Below are 21,123 nucleotides of genomic sequence, written 5' to 3' on the forward strand. Positions count from 1 at the left end.
AAATTGAGAGAGTCTGTTGATGCAGATCTCGATCGCGGTAAAAATACCGCAGTGAACTATTCTAGCGTTAAGGGGGACGACCTACCACAAATTGTTCACAAAAATTTAGTAAATTTAGTTTGGATTGTCCCCAGCATCATGGCCCTTGATAATTAACCACAGAATTATGGTGAATTTACCAACCATTACAGGGGATCATGAAACCTAGTGACTAACAGAATTGCAGCCGTATATCCAATAATCTAATCATCATATATGAACTACCTAATTGCTGTTTTACCCGATCGCATTCAAGCTGAGGCTGCCTATTTGGCTTTAGAAAAAGACGAAATCCCAATCACTCAAGTGAGTATTTTAGGCAGAGGATACAAAAGCGCTGATGAGTTTGGCTTGATTGACCCCTATGATCCGGCCCGCAAACAGGTTAAACTTATGGCTAGTTGGTTGATTCCTTTTGGCTTTGTGGCTGGCTACACCTTTAGCTTAATCACGGGACTTAATACCTTTGCTTGGGCGGGGGAAATTGGCGATCATTTCATCGGTGGCATTCTGGGGGGCATTTCTGGGGGACTCGGTAGCATTCTCGCTGGCGGCGGGGTAGGCTTGATTATTGGCGGGGGAGATGCTGTACCCTATCGAAATCGCCTCAATGCTGGTAAATATCTAGTTGTGGTTCAAGGTTCGGAAACTTTAGTCCGTCAAGCTACCCGCACCCTCAAACAATTTAACCCGGAAAATATCCAGGGTTATAGTATCTGAAAAAGGCAGCAGGATCCGATAGCTTACCTAGCAGCTTGCACAATTACGGTTAGCTGTGCAAGCTGTTGGCTTGGCAATTAGACCAGAGTTTTATCCTTATATATTGGGTATGCTTGACGGCAAATATTGACAAATTGCCTACGTCCTCGGTAAGCACACCAGGCAAAAATCACGAGAGTTTGCCAACTCAGTAAAATGGATAATTCCCCGGTTCCTAGTGCGACAGAAATAATCAGAAATGTAAACAAAAAGCACCGGAAAAACTCTCCCGGAAATTCCATCCATTCGGTGTGTTTACCGACTCGATACACAATATAGGCGATCCAGCGAGCTAAAACTTGAGAAGCAAATAACATAATACCTATGCTATTTGTGGTAGTTACTATCAAAAACCCAAAACATTTACTTGCTTGTAAGCAGAAATATAGCCAAATTCTAGTTTGTTTATCAAGGCGGTTATAACTCCAAAAATACCCAAATACAACGCTCAAAAAAGTGAGCCACAGGACACCATCTAAACCCATAGAACTGAGTAGGGATAAATTGATAGTTTTTGGGGTTAATTGAAGTTTTATCACCTCTAACAAGAAAAGTCCGGGTATTGCCAAAATTATCGCCCATAACCAAACCTGCCAGAGTTTGACACGATTTTTGTAGTTTTGATAGGTGGCGGTGAGAGTAGGTTTTTGCTCAAAAGTTTCGGCGATGATATCATTATCTACATAGCCATACTCGTAGATACACCAAAAAGATAAAAGCAAAAACAGCATCATGATTGATTGTAAAGCTGGATAAGGACTTATCCAAGCGATCGCCAAAATCAAGACTAACCAATCATCTGCGATAATGTTCTTGATGAAATATTTTTGGCCGGGGCGCTTACCGCGTTCCAGATACAAAAATGGAATATAAGCATCAGCCATAGCCGGGACATATTGAGCATCAGGCCACTGCACGAGATAGGGTGATGCTACAGCATCCAATAATACCTGATCATCTGTGGAATCTGTAATGACGGCGGCATTGGCGATTTCTTCGTCAGTTAATACTGCTTTAACTAACTCATACTTTCCCCGTTGACGATCAACCCCTCCCTGCCAAAACCGACAACTAATCACAGCATCAGGACAAAATTGTAAATTCTTAATAATGGGATTTATAATTAGATCAAAGCCGAGGGTAGCAATAACTATTTGTGAGGGGAATTGTTCAAGGAATTTTAGGATCAGTTCCTGGTTGATATAATTATGGGCAAGTTTCTGGGCTTGCTGTTGCCAAAAAATTAAAGTCCAGGGAAAAATTAGGGTGGAGATAATTACACGACACCAATCCCTTGATTGGTCTCCTTTGAGGGGTTGGGGTAACCAGTTCCAAGGCTTGAGAATATCTAGGGCAATTAATAAAACAGCCCCCAAGGTTTTAGGCTGTAAAGAATTTAGATATTCTTCTGTGGAGTTTCGCAGAAAAAGCGTTTCGTCCAAATCTACAATTACAAGTTTTCCTTGTAGTTCCATGGACATTGATTCGGGCTCTATTGTGGCCATAGGTTTTCAGAATTGATCAAGAAAATTTGATTTAGGGTGGAGTAAGCATTTAACGTATTCAGATTGTCTTGAGTGAAATTACGGATGTTACCATCATCAAATATATGCGATCATGGACTTAGTGGCTATAGCAGTCAAGAATAATCTGCGATCGCCTTGATCTGGAGATATCCTGCCCCTGGCTAAGGAAAAGGGCAGAAGTTGCTAATATTGACCGGTTATCTTTGACAACAGCTTCTAGGGGCTGCTAGTCAGATTGATGACTGGGTAGTGGGGTCAATTATACTTAATTGTGCGATTGGGCCGATCGCTGTTGGTGAAGGTAATCAAATACACTTTTATCACCAATATCAGAAGGAATGGCTTGGAAACACTTGCGGAGGGCAAAAATCCCGAATTGAATAGCCCAGAAAAACAACAAAAATTTCTGATTGATGACTGTCCACACTCCCGCCATATATCCCAACAGTAAGAGGGGGACTAGGGGAGTTAGCAGTTTGGTTTCCATGCGATTAAAACAAAAAGCCTCCTTAAAATAAATGCCTGTTAGAGCCACAAATGTAAAGCCGACACCGAATAAGCTATATGGCTGATTATAAACGGTGACGGCTAAGGGTTCAGGATCTGCGATCGCCACTACCAGGGTAGCAATACCCCCAATGAGCCAACAAAACTGAAGGAATCTGTGTAAAATAATTAGATAGATATGAATTGTGAACAGGCTAACTCCCAAAGCTAACCAGAACACAAGATAAATAGGGGTCAGCAGTTGCCGGAATATGGGGCTGTGTGAGTCCCATAAGACTAAAGCGGTCCCTAAACCAAAGCAGACGGCGGCGATCGCCAAACTAACTCTATATACTAGGACTCCCTGGCGATCGTCATCAGTGATGGTATACTCGCCAAACTGTCCTTGGTAGATCTGTGGCTGAGAGGTTGGTACTGTTTGGGTCACAATTTTGGTCTCCTGTTGATTATTCGGATCTATCCAGAACAAATTAAAGTAAGTTCTGTTGTTCACTAACCTAAATATTATGACAAAATTTCAGAAAAACTTAAAATCCGCCTCGACTCATCCCGAACCGTCTGACCTCAAGGGGATTCAAATTGATGAGACGATTACTTTTAATATCCGTAGTGGTAACAGTATAGACCGATTAGACCTCCCAGAAGATCCTCGTTTGTTGATGTTGGATGTCATCAAAAACTTGACTATAAGTGATATCGAAAATATCCCAGGTATTGATGACTTATACCTTGATTATTTGACCGATGCTGACCTGGAAATGGCGGTAGCTAAGACTGAAAAAAACTTGGGTTTTAAGCCTTCTTATAGTTTCCGAAAAAAACTTAAACTCTATCTGCAATATCTGAAAAAACAAATCAAGTTACCTTGTTATGTAACCGCAAGTGATGAATTTGCTTGGGAAGAAGAATATCTATTGTCTTCCGGTCGCAAAAAGGAATACGAGAAACAAAAAATCAACAATCCTTCCCATCAAGATACTTTTGAAATTCTGGGCTTTGCTGATAAATTTGATGAAGAATATGGCTTACAAGTGCAAGTCCGACGGGTTAGCGATGAGAAATTATTTACCCTAGACCTAGCGGATTTAGAATGCACAGATGAGGAGTCTGATAATTATCAATTAATTGAAGATTATTCGATCTGGTTTTTAACTTGCGCGGGAGATTGAGATGAGAATACAGCCCCAAGTGTCATGTAATCGGCGGATAATTAATAACTGCCAAAGAGATGAACGCTGGGGCTGTAGAGATTTTCTAAGACTGATAAATCCGGGCAGTATTCACGGTGGCTAATGCTTCCACGAGACTACGAACCGCTGCAATCATTGCTAATTCATTATCGAGGCGGTTGATAGCTGAACCGACACCGACACCGGCAGCACCGGCGGCGATCGCCAAAGGTGCTGTTACACTAGAAATTCCAGAAGCGCATAATACTGGAACCGATACGGCGCGGGAAATTTCCCGGGCGGCGGCTAGGGTAGGCGCAGCCTTTTCAATCAATCCTAAAGTTCCGGGATGCACAGGGTTAGCGCTAGTTCCCCCTTCTGTTTGGATAATATCCGCCCCAGCTTCCACTAAGTCTATGGCTAATTGGACTTGTTGATCCAGTTCCAAAATATGGGGAACTGTTACGGATAGGGTAATCTCAGGAAGTAGCGATCGAGTTTGACGGGTCAACTGCAACACTTCGGGGGCTTCAAAGCGCCGTCCTTGGGCGTAGAAAGCATCAAAATTCCCAATTTCAATCAGATCAGCGCCAGCTTCCACACAGGGGAGGAACTTTTCTGGTTCTACGGCTGACACACAAATAGGTAAATGGGTCAAATCACGCGCGATCGCCACTAATTCCGGGTCAGCGGCAATATCTACAAAGGTCGCGCCGCCTTGAGTTGCTGCTTTCACCACCGCCACCACATTGGGGCGATGGAAATTCATTAAACCGCTAATTACTTTCAGCCCTTGGCCTCGGTTAAAGGCTTGCTGTAGAGTAGAGTTGATCATTGTCATTACTTAGGCTCTATTTCCGATATCGATTTATTTTGACACAGAGCGGAAACACTGGGGCTGCTGAAATTTATAAATATCTGCGATCGCTTTTACCCAACTGTCTACCACCGACTCCAGTAGGCGACTCCCCTTCTCTTCTGTAGCCGCCGTTGCGTCTCCCAACACACCACTAGCGCTTAGATCCCGCGTTACCCAAGCAAAGGGCAATTTTCCTTCCATACTCAGTAAACTGTCGGAGGGTAAGCCGTGGGGAAACTCTCGCACCGCCTTATCCCGGCGTACCACATCCGGCAAAATTGATAACATCACACTGGTTTCTATGTCTCCGGCGTGAATCCCTAATTCCAATTCTTCCGGGGAAAATAGTTCTTTGGCTATGTGGGGAACCCGCCACACAAACAGGGGAAATACCATGAAATCTTCATGCTGTTGATGCAAGTCTCGCGCTACCATGTCTAAAATCTGGGGTTGTCCACCATGAGCGTTCAGAAATACTAATTTGCGGAACCCCGCCCTATATATACTTTCCCCTACTTCCATTAATACTGATATTAAGGTTTCAGAGGTTAAGGTGATGGTTCCCGGAAAGTGCCAATGTTCGTTAGATTTGCCGTAATATAAGGTAGACAGGGCATAGGCGGGAATAGTGCGATCGAGTTTTTCTAGGGCTAGACCCGTCACGGCGGTAGCAATAGCAGCATCCACAATTAACGGTAAATGGGGGCCGTGTTGTTCTATAGCCCCAATTGGTTGGATAATTACGGTATTTTCTGGATCGGGCATTTCCGCAATTTCTGTCCAAGTTAGGTAAGGGAAAAATCGATGAGGGGGGATAAAATTGTGCATGGTTTTCCAGGTAATTTTCACCAAAAATTGATAATATTTTGTAATCTCAGGAAACTAGATCTTGATCATGGTCTGCATACCTACCTAAAGACCAAGGGCATGGTACAATCAGACCGGGTTCACTTGCCAATATAGTAGGGGCGGGTTCTGTAATCATCTATATGGAAGTCCCGATTCTTTAGAACCCGCCCATACAAGCATATTCTTTAATCATCTATATGGAAGTCCAGACTATTTAGAACCCGCTCCGTATAAGACGATCGCTCGTCAGCAGCTTAGGCGGAATGAGAGCCGCCGTCTTTTTAGATCGGGGTGCTGACACTTGTTATGGTTGATATAGACTATACCCAAAATTTTATGCCAAAATTGACATAAGAAACTCAATGGTGAGTTCTCAATCCTGATGAAAATCAGTTAATCGATAGGAAAACCGATTCCATTTGCTCTCTCCAGCCATTTTATATCAAACTGTAACATATTATGAACTTAGACGATCGCTCCAAACCCCATTCCTCGAACTCCCCTAGAAGTTTCAAACCTCAACGCCAGATGGAAATCATTGGTCAACTCCTAGATGGAAGGTATCGAATTGTACAAATTTTGAGTTCAGGAGCATTTAGTCAGACCTATCTAGCCGCAGATACCCGCCGTCCTGGTCATCCTCAATGTGTGGTTAAACAACTGCGTCCCCCTAGTAATAATTCCAAAATCCTGAAAACAGCCTTACGCCTATTTCGACAGGAAGCAGAAATCTTAGAAAAGCTAGGACGCAACGATCGCATTCCCCTATTATTAGCCTATTTTGAGGATAATAATCACTTCTATCTAGTCGAAGAATTTATCGAAGGACATCCCCTTCATAAAGAACTAATTCCCGGTCATCCTTGGAAAGAAGATCTAGTGATCGAACTCTTAGAAGAAATCCTCAATATTTTAGTATTTGTTCACCAAAATGGCGTAATTCATCGAGATGTTAACCCCTCTAATTTAATTCGCCGCAAATCAGACCAAGCCCTAGTCTTAATCGATTTCGGTTCCGTCAAAGCCGTGACTAGCCAACTGGCTGAGGAAAATAATCAACCCATGCGAACGATCGCCACGGGTACACCCTCCTATATGCCGATCGAACAATTCCAGGGAAACCCCCAATTTAATAGCGATCTCTATGCTGTGGGAATGATTGCTATTCAGGCTTTAACTGGTTTAGAAGGCTCAGATTTGCCCAAACTCCAAGATCCTAGCCTATCTATATCTGGAGAAATTGCCTGGCGACAGCGGGCGCGAGTTAGTAACGAATTAGCTAGTATTATAGATAAAATGGTGCATCATTACTATGGGAAACGATATAAATCCGCTATTGATGCGATCGCTGAATTAAATCAACTCACCGGAAAAACCGGGTTAGTTAACCCAACTTCCCCAAATCATCCCCCCTATAAAACACACAAACCGCGACGAGACATATCCTTAAATCGCCTCTGGACTGTAGTGGGAATAGCGGCAACCGGATTAGTCGGTTTAATCGTGATATTTGGCTTATTTCAAGTGTTAAGCCGCCCCGATCCTGTCAAATCAGAAGCCGCCCTAAAAAGAGGGGTAGAACGTCTGGAAGCGGGAGACCCAGAGGCGGCAATTAAGGCTTTTACTCGGTCAATCCAGCTATTTCCTGATAATAGTGAAGCCTTCCGTAAACGGGCTAATGCTTACTATGATCTCCAGAAATATGAGCAGGCGATCGCTGACTATACCCAAGCCATTAAACTTGATCCTACTAATCCTGACATCTATTTTAACCGCAGTTTAGCATACCATCAAATGAGAGATTTTGGTAATGCTATTAATGACCTAAATCAAGTGATCCGTCTGAACCCAGAAGATACAGATGCTTTTTATCAAAGGGGACTCGCCCATTATAGCCAAGAAAACTACGAAGCCGCCATATTAGATTATACCGAAGTAATTAGGCGACAACCAAACAATAGTGAAGCCTATCGCGCTAGGGGAAGCGCTCACGTTAAATCTGGTAACTTACAAGCAGGAATGGCTGATTATACAGAAGCAATTAGACTCAATCCCGAGTCGGCTGCTGCTTATTATAATCGGGGTCGCGCTCGGTTTCATTTAGGAGATTATCAAGGTGCTTTAGCAGACTATAATCAAGTGATTAGTTGGGAACCAGATAATGCTGAAGCATACGGGAATCGTTGCAGTACCTACATCAATTTAGGGAATTATGAGGCGGCGATAGAAAGTTGTAGTAGATCCATTCAATTAAACCCCACAGCTATGGATTATAATAATCGCTGTATTGCTCATCTGAATGTGCAAAATTATGATGCAGCTATTGGAGATTGTACTAAGGCGATTGAGTTAGAACCTAATAATTCTAAGGCTCACAGTAATCGGGGGTTAGTTCACTCTTTGGCTGAGAATTATGAGGCGGCGATCGCTGACTATAGCCAAGCTATTAGTCTGAATCCTAATGATGCTGAATCATACAGTAATCGCGCTCAGGCTCATGCTGAACTTGGTAATTACTCTGAGGCGATCGCAGACTACGCCCAAGCTATTCGCATCAGACCTAATTTGGCTGGTGCTTTTTATGGTCGCGGAATGGTCCGAGCATCTTTAGGCGATCGCCGAGGTGCCATCAGTGATTTTGAACAGGCTGGAAAACTGTTTTTAGAGCAAGGTTTGACCGGGGGATTTCGGGATTCTCAATATCAAATTCAGCGATTACAGTAACCTGGTTTTTATCTAAAATTTATCCCAGATATTGGTTGGTAATTTTGTGGGACATTAGCCAAATCCTCTAACTCTATCTATAACCTAGTCATGACTAATCAATACCCTCAAAACTCTCTAAGTATCAGTGATGTTATCATTGCCGGGTTTCGGATATATCGAGACCATTTTAAACAATACTTTACTATGGCTTTGGTCGGCTGTTTATGGCTGATTGTTCCCGTTTATGGTTGGGCTAAATGTCTCGCCACTTTAGGAGCGATCGCTCGTTTAGCCTTTTTTGAAGTGAGCGAACGCCCCGAACCTCCATCAGACGCTAAACGCTACACTAACAAACGCCAATGGAGTTTTTTAGGACAATTACTGCTCGTCGGATTAATTATCATTGGCATTTTCATAGGTTTTAGTATGGTTCTTGGTACGGCAATCTTCATATTTATGAAACTGAATATTGAGACTTTTTGGTTATCATGGTTGATATTTTTATTGGCAGTATTTGGATTTATCATCTTATACCTGGGGTTGATGTGGATATCAGCCCGTCTGTATATATGTGACGTGATTCTCGCATTAGAAGACCAGACCAACGCCAAAAAGTCGATCAAGAATAGTTGGGAAATCACCGAAGAATCAGAGTTTCAAATTATGGGTATTTTTATAGTCGCAGTTTTAGCAACCTTACCCTTCCCCATAGCGACTCGGTTTATTTTGTTACTCAGCCGATTACTTATCAATTCCCTAGTTACGGCTGAGGTAGCAGTTGGGCTGAATTTATTAGTTTTATCAACTGTTTTAATTGCTATGGGGGCGCTGACTATCCCCTTCTTCAAATCCATTAAAGCCGTGATTTACTACGACCTCATCAACCATCAGGATGAACAGGATTTAGTCACAGATAACCCCAAAATCTTGGAAATCTGAAGGTATTTATAAAATTTTGTTTAAGAAAATCGCCCTAATTGGTCGATTCCTGTATAATCCCCACCATAGGAATTGTCTGGCTGGTGAATTAAAAGCAGATTCCTGGATCCCCCCCTAAACCCCCCCTAGGTGAAGACGATCAGCATTTCTGGCTTTGGTGAAATCAAGGATACCAAGAATCTGTAATTTTGGAGACAGTCAAAAATCCTATAGCTGCATCTATAAATTTAGTCATGACTAATAAATATGCTCATAAATCCCTCAACTTGGGTGATGTGATTAGTGCCGGATTTCGTATCTATCGAGACCATTTTAAACAATACTTTACTATGGCGTTTGTCGGCTTTTTATGGCTGATTGTTCCCATTTATGGTTGGGCGAAATTTGCGGCGATTTCAGGAGCGATCGCTCGTTTAGCTTTTTTTGAGGTGAGCGAACGCCCCGAACCAGGAGCAGACGCTAAACGCTATACAGACAAGCGCAAATGGAGTTTTTTAGGGCAATCACTTCTGCTACTATTGATTATGATTGGGGCTTTTATAGGTTTAGCCATAGCTGTGGGAATAGCCGGATTCTTGGTATCTATCCTACTGAGTCCCGAAAGTTTTGTATCATTATTACTAGGATTTTTATTAGGAGTAGTCGCATTTGTCATGTTTTATATAGGGTTGATGTGGATATCAGCCCGCCTGTATATATGCGACGTGATTCTAGCCGTAGAAAACCCGATGACTGCCACCGGAGCAATTAGCAAGAGTTGGCAAATAACCAAAGAATCAGCCTTTAAAATTATCTGGATTCTGATAGTCGCAGGTCTAGCCACGTTCCCCGTCAGCATTGGGGGTCAGTTGATTATGACAATCAGCCGATTAGTTATCAGTGTAATTTTGCCGTATGACTTAGCAGCTTTGGTGAATTTCTTAATTATCTTGGCTGTGTTAATTGCAATGAGTGCGCTGACTTGGCCGTTTTTCCAATCCATTACAGCAGTGATTTACTATGACATAATCAGCCGTAATGGGAAACAGAATCGAGTCACCGATCGCCCCAAAAAGCCAGAAATCTAGGGCTTACGGTCAGAAATAGAAAGGCTATAAGGATGTTGAGACTGTTGGCGATCGCCAATAAAAATCCGATAAGTCCCGCGAGTACCATAACCGGAAAACTGTAAAATAGACCCAGAGGGACTCTCCGGGAGTACACAATAGCGACCAGCCGGACCATCAATCAGTAAAGTGGGAGCCCCAGCCGTCTGTACAGTAATACTCCAATATGGTAGATCCTGAGTGACATCCAGAATATGATTAGGACTCTCAGCGATCCAACCACAGTCTCGGCTATTAGAACTTCCCCCCGAAGTTCCCGATAAAGTGATAGCCACCCCAGGAGAAACCGATCGCCTGTCAGCCAAAGCCGACTCCGCCGCAGCCAGAAACAGGGAAACCCCCAGAAGTCCAGCGGTGAAAACTTGACCCAAGTTAATATTAGTCATAACCCACCCTCTTAATCTCCTTGTACAATGGTAAAGCGTTGTTTTATATCCCCGGAGGAGAAATCCCTTGAACTACCAAGACGACCCGAAAATCAATCGTCGCCTCGAGGAACTCGAAGCCGAAGTTAACCCCAATGCACCCATAAATCCCACCCCCTCCAACTTAAACAGCAGCCTAAAAACCCTATATGGTCAGTTGATGGCGCGGTTCAAGAGATTACCCAAAGCCGGACAGATAGCCGTAGCCAGTGTGGGAGTCATCGCCGGGTTAGCCCTATTAAAAACCCTTGTCGAATTAATTTCCTTAGCCATAAGTCTTGCGGTAGTCGGGGTGATAGTGTACATAGGTTATCAAGTATTCAAATCATCCCAAAAACCCAAGATTTAAAGAAATCTGCTTAACCCATCATCAAAGATTCAGACAAAGGCAATTATTAATTATGGCTAGTCCGACTGCAAACCGACCCAGCATCGACCAACCAACGCCTACCTGGCAAAAACAAGCCAAACAACTCCCCTTTTGGGTGCGTCGCTGCAGTGCTTGGGCGGTCGAGATCTCCCTAGTAATCGTGGGGGGATTAGCCCCATTGACCATCGGTGCGATTGCTAATCGCGGTTCTGTGTCAGTCCCCCTCAACCCAGTAGTAAGAGGAACAGCCGAAACTGTGGCCGCTACCTTGGGACTACCAATGCGCGATCGCCAGCCCCGTGTATCTCCATTGACGAATTTCTTTTGGTCTGGTGCCTTAATTTTGCCGATAGCGATCGCCTCCTGGCAACTTTATCTATTGTCCACCACCGGACAAACCCTTCCCAAACGCTGGTTTGGGGTTCGTGTAGTCAACTCCAGACAACTCCCCCCCGGATTTTCACGGATTATCGCCAGGGAAACCATCGGGCGTTGGGGCATTCCCGTCGGTATCGCCTATCTAGTTTGGCAAGCCACAGGCGCATTCCCCAATCTCCTGGTATTTATGGGGTTATCGGGAATTATGATCGTCGCTGACGGACTAATGGGGCGGCGCTTCCACAGTCGCACCGGACACGATTTGCTGGCTGGTACTTATGTACAACCCGCGGCGACTTCCTTCTTTACCAATCCATTTACCTCCTACGACTGGGAAGAAGAAAACCAATCGGTCAAAGCGATCGTCTTGACCTCTAAGCCAAAACTCCCAGAGTGGAATTTATGGCAATGGATGCGACAATATCCTGGCTTAACCCTAATTATCGTCGGTAGCGCCAGCATGGCAGCGGTTTTGGGAACCTTTATTGGTACTCAAGTTTATATTCAAAATCAAGCCAACCTTCGCGCCTCCCAAAATCAAGATAACGAAATATTCCTGGCGCTGGTGGGTCGCCTTTCTCCCACCGCCAACACCGACCCCGCACAACGGCGGGGAGCAATTTTAGCTTTAGGAACCCTACAAGACCCCCGCGCTGTTCCCCTATTGGTGGATTTACTCGGTCAAGAAGATGACCCCATATTGCTAGAGGTGATTCAACAGGCTTTGGTGAGTACAGGTCCGGTGGCTTTACCTAACATCCGCAAACTGAATCAAGCCTTGAGAAATGACCTCGATTTCATGAGGTTTGGGGCGGACCAACGGCAAAGACGTATTGTTTCCCAACGACAGCAGGCTACTCAAAGGGCGATCGCCAAAATTCTCAAAGTCTATGGCGGTTTTATCCAACAAGCCGATCTCAGTCGTGTTCATCTCGGTCAAACTACCACCCCTCCCGCTCAGTTTACCCTCGTACTAGACCAAACCGACCTATCTGGGATCAGTTTCCGCAGTGCGATCATGACCCATGCAAATTTCCGTAATAGTCGCTTTGCTTCACCAGGACCTGACGGACGTTTTAACACCTTTGACGACTTGATCTCAGACCTCAGCGGCGCTGATTTGACCTCTGTTGACCTCACAGGCGCTTTTATGAGTCCCGTCATCATGCGGCGCACTAACCTGTTAAATGGGACCCTAGACCGCGCTAATTTATCAAATGCTGATTTGAATGGCAGTAATTTTAGCAGTGCTAGTCTGATTGGCACTAACCTAGAAAATGCTAATCTAAAAGAAGCTAGTTTGACCGGAGCAGATATCACTAACGCTAATCTGTCACGCTCAGACCTCAAATTAGCCCGTATGAGTCAGATTAACGCCCAAGGAACCCAATTTATGTTTGCTGACCTCCGGGAAGCAGATCTACAAAGGGGTTCCTTATCCGGCGCTGACTTCCAAGGCGCTAATCTTCAGAATGCTAACCTCAGTCAAGCTCAACTCACTGGCACTAATTTTAGAAACGCTAGGTTACAAAATGCTAACCTGAGTAATGCTGACCTGAGTTTAGTTAACCTACAGGGTGCTAGACTACATGGCGCAAATTTTGAGGGGGTGACCTTTGTGGTTAATCGGGAAACTCGCACTGATGAGTTTATCGAAGAAACCCATCAAGGTGAAACCTCAAACCGAATGCAGGGGGCTGATTTTTCCAGAGTGCAAAACTTGAGTGATGCTCAAATTACCCATATCTGCAATCAAGGCGGAATTCATCCTAATTGTGGGTCATGAAACGGCTTTTAAATGCAGTTAGATTCAGTGGTCTGGTCATAAGGGATTAACTACTGAACCCCCCCAGACTCCAGCTTTATTTTGGTTAATTCGGCTAATTTCACCGTAAAAAATAGACACCCAAATTGTTCCATATTGGCTAAAATCATGACCGATTCTATGGCACCTATTCCCTTTGTTGATTTATCCTTTCAATATCAGGAACTTACCGATGAAATTGAAAAGGCAATTCATGCAGTAATTGGACGCGGAGATTTTATTCTGGGACGCGCTCTGCAAGAATTTGAGGCGGATTTTGCTACAGCCTGTGGTGCAGAATATGGGGTGGGTGTCGCCTGCGGAACTGATGCGATCGCCATCGGTTTACAAGCCTGTGGGGTGAAACCAGGAGACGAAGTTTTAGTCCCAGCCAATACCTTTATTGCTACCATTATTGGCATTTTGCAAGCCAGAGCCAAACCCGTTTTGGTAGACTGTGAATTAAACACCGCTTTAATTGATATAGCTGCAGCCGAAAGGGCGGTAACCGAAAAAACTAAGGCGATTTTACCAGTGCATCTATATGGTCAAATTGTCACCCCTAGCCAACTGCTGGATCTAGCCCTAACTCATAACTTAATTGTATTTGAAGATGCGGCACAAGCTCATCTGGCTACCTGCGAAAACTATCGCGCCGGTTCTATCGGTCGCGCCGCCGCCTTTAGTTTCTACCCTAGCAAAAATCTAGGCGCTTTTGGTAGTGGGGGTATGGTGGTGACTTCCGATGAAACCGTAGCTAAACAGGCGCGAATTCTGAGGAATTATGGCGCACCGGAAAAATATCTACATACGGAATTGGGAACTAACAGCCGCTTAGATACTATACAATCCGCCGTTCTTAACGTCAAATTGCGTCATTTACCAGGGTGGAACCGCGATCGCAATTTAGCCGCCGAACAGTATGATGTTCAATTGATGGTACTCAAAGAATATGGCATTATCCCCATTTACAACTACAGTGAAGGCGGTCATGTTTATCATCTGTATGTAATTCGTGTGACCGAGGAATGTTCCCTCACTCGCGATCAACTACAAGCTAAACTGAATGAATTAGGGGTGCAAACAGGTATTCACTATCCCATCCCCTGTCACCTGCAACCCGGTTATACTGATCTGGGATACAAAGCTGGAGACTTTCCCAAAACTGAAACCCTCAGCCAGCAGATTCTATCTTTACCCATGTATCCTGGAATTACCAGTGATCAGATTAATCGGGTAGTCGCAGCTATTCGCACAGCCTTGGGAATTAAAAATGAGTAGGTGCGAGATGTTCGCGACCAAATAGGGACATCGAATCAGGTGGGAATGTGGCTCGATTACACAATTATTAAGGCTTATGGAAACTCAACCGAAAATTCCTGTGGCGATAGAGCGAAATCTATTTATCGGATTGGCTTGCGCCTTGTTGGTGTTATTATACGGCCCTTTGCTCGTGCATTGGTACGATGGCTGGCTGAACAAAAGCATTAGCATCGAACATGAATATTTTAGCCACGGCGTAATTGGTCTACCCTTCGCGGCTTATATTGCATGGAATAACCGCCACCAGTGGAACAAACTACCCAATCAACTGCACCCCTTGGGGGGAGTATTATTAGGACTCGGTGGCGTTTTCTACCTCAGTAGTATCTCCGATTTAGTCAATCTGTCCTTTCCGATGATTCTAGCCGGACTCTGCCTCTGGCTAAAAGGAATACCTGGGTTAAAATTGCAGGGGATAGCCTTATTATTTGTGCTACTGGCAACCCCTAACCATATCCCCTATCTGATAGAGCCTTTAGCCCTGCCTCTACAAACCTTTATCGCTAATATGGCGGGATTTGTTCTGATCCAGTTTAACGTCCCGGTGACAGTAGATCAAATCTATCTCTATGTAAATGGACAAATTGTTGAGGTTGCGCCGCACTGTGCAGGCCTGAAAATGTTATTTACCAGTCTGTATGTCGGTTTAATGTTATTGTACTGGACGGGTGCGATCGCTTCGAGAACCAAAACCATCCTCTTCTTGGTGGCAGCAGCTTTGACGAGTATTGTCGCGAATATTATCCGCAATACCCTATTAACTCTGTTTTTCGGCACAGGTAATCAAGAACTTTTTGATTGGCTTCATGAAGGGTGGGGAGGAGACCTATATTCTGCTTCTATGTTGGGTCTATTGGTGATTGTGATGAAATTAATGCAATATTATTTCCCTGAGCAAGAGGAATCCGAAGATAATGGACAAATCAGCCCCGAATCTTGAACCCACCAGCCATGAAACCCCCAAACTACAGCTAAAACCCTCTCAATGGGTACTATTGGGATTTCTCCTAGTCCTATTTTTGGTAGGGACCCTTCCCGGTTTCTTTCGGGGTGGCTGGTCCTGGTCAGATATGCCTGATATTCAAGCTCTCCCTCAACTGCAAACCATTCGCCGTGAGGGTTTAACCGTACCAGGGTGGGAAACTACCAGTCACGATACCATTCAAGTGGGGGCGAGGAGATGGTCTTTGCAGAGCCTCAAACAAAATGATACCGAAGTCCTGCTATTGCTGTTTCCCCAAAACTATTATAAAGACCAGCCCCAAGTCGAATGGATGGATCTGCAAGGGTTACAGAGCCTCAGAACTGACTCCCATCGTACCCTGCAATTGACCCTAGACTCCCCCCAACCAGTGACAATTAACGCCAGATTTTTTCGGGCTTGGAACCCCCGCCAAACCTATGCCCTTGTACAATGGTACGCTTGGCATAATGGCGGTTCTCCCGCACCAAGTCACTGGTTTTTTGCCGATCGCCAAGCTCAACTAAGAGGCGATCGCGCTCCCTGGGTAGCTGTCAGTATTATGATTCCTATGGAGCCTTTGGGTGACATAGAAACAGTGGCAACTATAGCTCAATCCCTCGGTCAGGATATCCAAAAAGAATTGATGACCACGATTTTCCAGCCAGAATAAACAGTTATCCACAGTGTTGATATGGGCGCTAACCTCAACCCGATTAAATCCCTATTCCTCACCAGTCTCTACTCAGTGGCGAGTATTATTCCTTTAGCCATCATCACCAGTGGCGGAAAGTCTATGGCTCAAAGGATACCTGATCGGTGCATCTTACCTCGCTCCTTTGTGAATCAACCCCTACCGAGAGGCGGCGGACAACCCGCACCAGTACAACCGGACTGGCCTACACTATTAGAGCTTTTCCGCAATGTGGATGCTCCCATTCAGACCAGACCCTCTGGTATTCCGGTGGAACCTTCTGTGTTTGAAGGCCCTGTTGGCGATCGCATGAAAAGTTATGAGCTAGGACCTGGAGATCAGATTTTTATTGATGTGTTTGTCAATGGTCAGCGTTCCCAAGAATTAACTATTCCCAATGCTACCATTGGTCCTCAAGGTTCCCTAGCTATGCCTTTAATTGGTCTAGTGGAATTGGAAGGATTAACCTTAGAACAGGTGCGCCAGAATATTCAACCCCGCCTAGCTCAATTTGTCAGAAACCCTGAAGTTGTCGTCTCTCTGGTCAATCAGCGACCGGTACAAGTCACCGTGACCGGAAAAATTGCCAGACCAGGTTTTTATCCCCTACCATCACCACAGCTAATTGTCGCCTTGACTACGGCGGGGGGAACTAGACCAGGGGCAGATTTACGACGGATTACTGTGCGCCGGACTTTACCCACCGGACAAACCCTCGAAACCCAAATCGACCTATTTACCCCCCTATTATTGGGTATGGAACCGCCTAATATTCGCCTAAGCGATCGCGATGTGATTACAGTTCCCACTATGGAGGTTAGCCCATCAGAAGGCGTAGAGCGAGATCTGTTAGAAAATTATAGTCTGGCTGCTGCACCAGTTCCCGCCCAAGTAACCGTCGTTGGGGAAGTTGTGCAACCAGGTTTCTATACCCTCCCGGCTGGGGGTTCTCGCGTCTCTACGGCTCTGTTAGCGGCCGGAGGTGCGACATTAACTGCTGATTTGCGTACCGTCCTAGTTTGTCGCACTACCGTTGATGGTCGAGTTTTAGAAGATATCATAGATCTATATACACCCTTAGCAGAAGCTACGGCTCTCCCGGATGTTTCTCTATCTAATGGTGATTCGGTGATTGTACTACCACTAGCTCCTGATGTGGATGAGAGAGACTACGATCGCAAATTAGTGGCTAGTTCAACTTTAGTTAACCAGCAAATTACCGTCAGAATTCTTAGTTATGCCGGAAATGCGATCGGTGCTGTAGCCTTACCCAATGGTAGCACCTTTATTGATATCCTCGCTAATGTACCTTTACAAACTGGAGACCTCGATAAAATTGCCCTGATTCGATATGACCGACAATCTCGACAAACAACTACTCAGATTCTGAATGGTAAAAATGTACTTAGAGGAGACCAAACCGACAATATTCTACTACAAGATGAAGATGTGATTGTGATTAATCGTAATCTGATTACCCAGGTCACTGTGTTTCTCAATAACTTTACCCAACCCTTTCGCGATGTCCTCGGCTTTACTCTCTTCTTTCAACAACTCATTAACTCGGCTGAACGATTATTTGGACCCGACCAATAACAGAATAATTAAAGGTATACAGCTTGTTCATAAATTGTGCTAAACATTACCCTCACCCTAAATCCCTCTCCCATGGGGGAGAGGGACTTTGACGGCCTATGGCATGATTACTGAAAAGGCTGTAAATACCAAATTGCTATTACCCAAAATCCTGAGATTGCCATGACTTTACCAATTGTTAAACGCTATTTAATCGCCTTTGAGAATTATAAATTAGCTGGATTAGCCGCCTTTGTAGTAGCCCTGGGAATTTCTGGGGGGGTGGGTATGATTTTGGAAGCGCCGCCAAGACCTCCCTACGAAGCCAGAGGAGTTTTAACCTATAAAAATCCGCCCGTTTTGTTCTCCCAAACAGGTCAGAATATTCGACAGCAAGGACAACAACTCACGGACCGGATGTTACTACAACCCCGTGTGATTGAGACGGTGTTAAATGAAACGATGATTACCCCTAGGGATTTTCGTAATGCTAGGGTTCAAATTAGACCGGGAGAGGGTGGTCAACCGGGTACAATTCAAGTCACCTTTAGAGATTATAATCGCGATCGCTCTGTGGAAGTGGTCAATGTATTAATGCGGGAGATTATCGAACAGAGCCGTTTAATTAATACCGAACAACTCCGCAATATTATCGACACAATTCAAGATCGCATGGGACCAGCGAGAGCGGACTTGAGAGAAGCTGAAAATACTCTGGAAGAGTATGATAGGCGAGAAGGCGCTACTTTATTGGCGATCACAAGTGGTTCCTTACCTCAGTCGATTATTTCCAATAGAAATCATGTAGAACAGCTTGAATTGAGACTGGATTCTATTAATGCTCAAATCGCTAGTTTGGAAGGTAGACTAGGATTGAATGTCGATCAGGCCTATGTTTCCCAAGCGCTGACCGCTGATCCAATTATTGCTCAATTGCGAGTACAACTGTATCAAATTGAGTCTCAGTTAGAGTTTCTCCGTAAGGATTTTACCGATGCTCATCCCCAGGTAGCAGATTTAATTAAACAACAACAGGCAAGCGAACAGCAATTACAAGCGAGAGCTTCTGAGGTTCTCGGAGGTCATGGAGTGGCGGCTCCCCTGCGACAGGTTGACCAAATTCGGGTTGATTCTTCCTTAGACCCCTCCCGACAGCAAATTGCTCAAAATTTAATTAACCTGCAAACTCAGCAAGAAACTCTACTCCAAGAAATTGCTACTAGCCGTGAGGTGGGACAAAGACTAGAACGGGAATATGCCACTATTCCTAATAAGCAAATGGAGAAAATGCGGCTAGAACAACAGGTGGGTTATAGACAGGCTCTCTACGATAAAATGCAGGCGCAATTGGCTGACGCTCAGGCGGCGGAAGCGGAAACGGTGAGCAGTTTACAGGTGGTTCAGGAGGCGGCGGCTCCTGATGTGGAAGATCCACCACCACCACCTAGTTTAATCCTGGTCATGGCTGCGGGTGGCTTTGGTGGGGTGATAGTTGGTGCGGTGCTGATTTTTGCGTTGGGTATACTTAGCGGTAAATTCTACACCTGGGAGGAGATTCAGGGCGCTTTGAAAGAACGAGAAATTCCGATTCTGGGGGTGGTTCCCAATGTTTTGGATGACCATGCGGATTGGGATATGCCTTTACTACTACATCATAATTCTCGGTATTTGGAACCTTATGAGCAGGTGCGTAGTAATTTGTTCAGTAACGGCCAAAAACCTCCGAAGGTGGTGTTGATGACTAGCACTAAGGGACCGGAAGGTAAGACTCTGACAGCCTATAATTTGGCGATCGCCTCCGCGAGAGCCGGAAAACGGACTTTGATAATTGAGGCAGATTTGCGATCGCCAAGCCAAGCTGAGAGAATGCGATTAGCTATTGATTCTCAAGACCGTTGGGAACCTTTGCGCTATTACGGAGATTTGAATAATTGTATCCGCATGGTTCCAGATGTGGAAAATCTCTATGTGATTCCCTCCCCGGGTCCCTTAAAACAAGTGACGGCGGTGCTAGAGTCTAGTGAGATGCGACGTTTACTTAAAGAGGTGCGCCATCGCTTTGATGTGGTGATTGTCGATGTACCTGCTTGGAGTGATCATAATGATGCCTTGACTCTGGAACCGTTAACTGATGGCATGGTTTTGGTGGCTAGAGCTAATTGTACTATGTCGGCTCAGATGAATCAATTGGCTGATCAGTTGACGGAAACTGATGAGGAGCAAACTGGACCGAAAAAATATCGGCCGAAGTTACTTGGTGCTATTATTAATGGGGCTGAACTCGGTCTTCTGCCTGAAGATGATGGCGAATTGATTGATATTCAGGGTGTTGATTCTTTGGATCGTCCGGCTTTACCTAGGGATTTACAGCCTATTCCTCAATTGCCTTCTGGCGCTAGGCGTTAAATGTGGCAACGGGTTCATTTTACCCCGTTTGGGGATGATGCGATCGCTCCGACTGTGGAGGTTTGGCAGGCTGATTTGGATTTGAATTTAAGTCAAATTGCTGGTCTGGAAGGACTCCTAAGTGCGGAGGAAAGACAAAGGGCGGCGCGGTTTCGTCGGGAGAGCGATCGCCTCCATTTTACCGCCGCTCGTGCCATTCTCCGCCAGATTTTAGCCTCTTATGTGGGGGTGGCTCCCCAGGGGTTGGAATTCGCCTATACTCCCCAGGGAAAACCGGGTTTAATTACCGGAAATTCTCAGGGTGAAATTCAGTTTAATCTTTCCCACTCCTACGGTAAGGCTTTATATGCGATCGCCTTGAACCGCAGAGTTGGTATTGACTTGGAAAAAATCCGCCCCCTGGATGGATTAACCTTAGCCAAACGCTTTTTTTGTGAGGCGGAATATTCCCAACTTTATAACTATCCAAAATCCGCACAAAACCGGGCTTTTTTTCAGCTTTGGACTGCGAAAGAAGCCTTACTAAAAGCCACTGGTACGGGATTAATGGGCTTAAAAGATGTGGAGATTTTACCCCAAAATTATGGTCAACTTTTCCGGGCTAAAATAGTTGGATATTCCCCCCAAGATTGGTATTTAAAAACCTGGGAAATTGACAATTGGGCGGCAGCTATAGCAGTAGAGACCCTGAATAAATAAGCCAATAGCAACTCTCCCAACAGTAACTT

Annotated in this window: 18 protein-coding genes; 13 read left to right on the plus strand and 5 right to left on the minus strand. The window is 44.8% G+C overall.

Going from position 1 to position 21,123, the window contains the following annotated elements; translation table 11 throughout:
- Positions 1-255 precede the first annotated feature (255 nt).
- Complete coding sequence (locus XZ46_RS21790; protein WP_006623687.1) at positions 256-759, plus strand: hypothetical protein; 504 nt, start codon at positions 256-258, stop codon at positions 757-759.
- A 77-nt stretch (positions 760-836) separates the two neighbouring features.
- On the opposite strand, the gene XZ46_RS21795 is transcribed toward XZ46_RS21790, so the two are convergent.
- Both XZ46_RS21795 and XZ46_RS21800 read right to left on the minus strand, forming a co-directional pair.
- Positions 837-2,303 (minus strand): hypothetical protein, encoded by a 1,467-nt coding sequence (locus tag XZ46_RS21795; protein WP_008053961.1) that lies wholly within the window; start codon positions 2,301-2,303, stop codon positions 837-839.
- Positions 2,304-2,589: 286 nt separating this feature from the next.
- Positions 2,590-3,258: a DUF2301 domain-containing membrane protein gene (locus tag XZ46_RS21800; RefSeq protein ID WP_006668565.1), complete on the minus strand. Its 669-nt coding sequence runs from the start codon at positions 3,256-3,258 to the stop codon at positions 2,590-2,592.
- A gap of 79 nt (positions 3,259-3,337) precedes the next feature.
- On the opposite strand from XZ46_RS21800, the gene XZ46_RS21805 reads away from it, so the two are divergent.
- The gene (locus tag XZ46_RS21805) at positions 3,338-4,000 is read left to right on the plus strand and encodes a calcium-binding protein (RefSeq protein WP_006668566.1); all 663 of its coding nucleotides are present in this window, start codon (positions 3,338-3,340) and stop codon (positions 3,998-4,000) included.
- An 85-nt stretch (positions 4,001-4,085) separates the two neighbouring features.
- Here XZ46_RS21805 and XZ46_RS21810 read toward each other — a convergent pair whose 3' ends face one another.
- A complete protein-coding gene (locus XZ46_RS21810; protein WP_006668567.1) occupies positions 4,086-4,841 on the minus strand; it encodes a DUF561 domain-containing protein in 756 nt (251 codons plus the stop codon).
- 27 nt (positions 4,842-4,868) lie between these two features.
- Complete coding sequence (locus XZ46_RS21815) at positions 4,869-5,687, minus strand: creatininase family protein (protein ID WP_006668568.1); 819 nt, start codon at positions 5,685-5,687, stop codon at positions 4,869-4,871.
- 480 nt (positions 5,688-6,167) lie between these two features.
- Between XZ46_RS21815 and XZ46_RS21820 the strand changes: the two genes are divergently transcribed.
- From XZ46_RS21820 to XZ46_RS21830, 3 genes are all read left to right on the plus strand, one after another.
- On the plus strand, positions 6,168-8,432 hold the full coding sequence (locus XZ46_RS21820; RefSeq protein ID WP_006623681.1) for a tetratricopeptide repeat protein: 2,265 nt from the start codon (positions 6,168-6,170) through the stop codon (positions 8,430-8,432).
- Positions 8,433-8,522: 90 nt separating this feature from the next.
- On the plus strand, positions 8,523-9,353 hold the full coding sequence (locus tag XZ46_RS21825; protein WP_006668570.1) for a hypothetical protein: 831 nt from the start codon (positions 8,523-8,525) through the stop codon (positions 9,351-9,353).
- Between the two features lie 233 nt (positions 9,354-9,586).
- Positions 9,587-10,420 carry a glycerophosphoryl diester phosphodiesterase membrane domain-containing protein gene (locus tag XZ46_RS21830; protein ID WP_008053966.1) on the plus strand — a complete coding sequence of 278 codons (834 nt, stop codon included), beginning with the start codon at positions 9,587-9,589 and terminating at the stop codon, positions 10,418-10,420.
- On the opposite strand, the gene XZ46_RS21835 is transcribed toward XZ46_RS21830, so the two are convergent.
- On the minus strand, positions 10,417-10,845 hold the full coding sequence (locus XZ46_RS21835; protein ID WP_008053968.1) for a hypothetical protein: 429 nt from the start codon (positions 10,843-10,845) through the stop codon (positions 10,417-10,419). The genes XZ46_RS21830 and XZ46_RS21835 overlap by 4 nt on opposite strands.
- A 67-nt stretch (positions 10,846-10,912) precedes the next feature.
- Here XZ46_RS21835 and XZ46_RS21840 point away from each other — a divergent pair, with 67 nt between their 5' ends.
- The 8 genes from XZ46_RS21840 (at position 10,913) to XZ46_RS21875 (ending at position 21,094) form a co-directional block, all read left to right on the plus strand.
- A complete protein-coding gene (locus tag XZ46_RS21840) occupies positions 10,913-11,233 on the plus strand; it encodes a hypothetical protein (protein WP_006623674.1) in 321 nt (106 codons plus the stop codon).
- 52 nt (positions 11,234-11,285) lie between these two features.
- The gene (locus XZ46_RS21845) at positions 11,286-13,418 is read left to right on the plus strand and encodes a pentapeptide repeat-containing protein (protein WP_008053971.1); all 2,133 of its coding nucleotides are present in this window, start codon (positions 11,286-11,288) and stop codon (positions 13,416-13,418) included.
- A gap of 147 nt (positions 13,419-13,565) precedes the next feature.
- Complete coding sequence (locus tag XZ46_RS21850) at positions 13,566-14,717, plus strand: DegT/DnrJ/EryC1/StrS family aminotransferase (RefSeq protein ID WP_006668574.1); 1,152 nt, start codon at positions 13,566-13,568, stop codon at positions 14,715-14,717.
- A 76-nt stretch (positions 14,718-14,793) separates the two neighbouring features.
- Positions 14,794-15,699: a cyanoexosortase B gene (crtB, locus tag XZ46_RS21855; protein WP_006623671.1), complete on the plus strand. Its 906-nt coding sequence runs from the start codon at positions 14,794-14,796 to the stop codon at positions 15,697-15,699.
- Positions 15,674-16,393, plus strand: a complete 720-nt coding sequence (locus XZ46_RS21860; RefSeq protein WP_006623670.1) for a cyanoexosortase B system-associated protein — start codon at positions 15,674-15,676, stop codon at positions 16,391-16,393. Before crtB ends, XZ46_RS21860 begins: the two co-directional genes overlap by 26 nt.
- A 21-nt stretch (positions 16,394-16,414) precedes the next feature.
- Complete coding sequence (locus XZ46_RS21865; RefSeq protein WP_008053976.1) at positions 16,415-18,010, plus strand: SLBB domain-containing protein; 1,596 nt, start codon at positions 16,415-16,417, stop codon at positions 18,008-18,010.
- Positions 18,011-18,172: 162 nt separating this feature from the next.
- Entirely contained in the window at positions 18,173-20,395 is a 2,223-nt protein-coding gene (locus tag XZ46_RS21870) for a GumC family protein (RefSeq protein WP_008053979.1), read from the plus strand.
- Positions 20,396-21,094, plus strand: a complete 699-nt coding sequence (locus XZ46_RS21875; RefSeq protein WP_006668577.1) for a 4'-phosphopantetheinyl transferase family protein — start codon at positions 20,396-20,398, stop codon at positions 21,092-21,094.
- Positions 21,095-21,123 lie beyond the last annotated feature (29 nt).

This window comes from Limnospira indica PCC 8005 (assembly GCF_000973065.1).
Classification (GTDB): domain Bacteria; phylum Cyanobacteriota; class Cyanobacteriia; order Cyanobacteriales; family Microcoleaceae; genus Limnospira; species Limnospira fusiformis.

Bases quoted from the DNA above. Each gene is read 5' to 3' on its own strand.
- XZ46_RS21790 (WP_006623687.1), top strand. From the start codon at position 256: ATGAACTACCTAATTGCTGTTTTACCCGATCGCATTCAAGCTGAGGCT.
- XZ46_RS21795 (WP_008053961.1), bottom strand. From the start codon at position 2,303: ATGGCCACAATAGAGCCCGAATCAATGTCCATGGAACTACAAGGAAAA.
- XZ46_RS21805 (WP_006668566.1), top strand. From the start codon at position 3,338: ATGACAAAATTTCAGAAAAACTTAAAATCCGCCTCGACTCATCCCGAA.
- XZ46_RS21810 (WP_006668567.1), bottom strand. From the start codon at position 4,841: ATGACAATGATCAACTCTACTCTACAGCAAGCCTTTAACCGAGGCCAA.
- XZ46_RS21815 (WP_006668568.1), bottom strand. From the start codon at position 5,687: ATGCACAATTTTATCCCCCCTCATCGATTTTTCCCTTACCTAACTTGG.
- XZ46_RS21820 (WP_006623681.1), top strand. From the start codon at position 6,168: ATGAACTTAGACGATCGCTCCAAACCCCATTCCTCGAACTCCCCTAGA.
- XZ46_RS21825 (WP_006668570.1), top strand. From the start codon at position 8,523: ATGACTAATCAATACCCTCAAAACTCTCTAAGTATCAGTGATGTTATC.
- XZ46_RS21830 (WP_008053966.1), top strand. From the start codon at position 9,587: ATGACTAATAAATATGCTCATAAATCCCTCAACTTGGGTGATGTGATT.
- XZ46_RS21835 (WP_008053968.1), bottom strand. From the start codon at position 10,845: ATGACTAATATTAACTTGGGTCAAGTTTTCACCGCTGGACTTCTGGGG.
- XZ46_RS21845 (WP_008053971.1), top strand. From the start codon at position 11,286: ATGGCTAGTCCGACTGCAAACCGACCCAGCATCGACCAACCAACGCCT.
- XZ46_RS21850 (WP_006668574.1), top strand. From the start codon at position 13,566: ATGACCGATTCTATGGCACCTATTCCCTTTGTTGATTTATCCTTTCAA.
- crtB (WP_006623671.1), top strand. From the start codon at position 14,794: ATGGAAACTCAACCGAAAATTCCTGTGGCGATAGAGCGAAATCTATTT.
- XZ46_RS21860 (WP_006623670.1), top strand. From the start codon at position 15,674: ATGGACAAATCAGCCCCGAATCTTGAACCCACCAGCCATGAAACCCCC.
- XZ46_RS21865 (WP_008053976.1), top strand. From the start codon at position 16,415: ATGGGCGCTAACCTCAACCCGATTAAATCCCTATTCCTCACCAGTCTC.
- XZ46_RS21870 (WP_008053979.1), top strand. From the start codon at position 18,173: ATGACTTTACCAATTGTTAAACGCTATTTAATCGCCTTTGAGAATTAT.
- XZ46_RS21875 (WP_006668577.1), top strand. From the start codon at position 20,396: ATGTGGCAACGGGTTCATTTTACCCCGTTTGGGGATGATGCGATCGCT.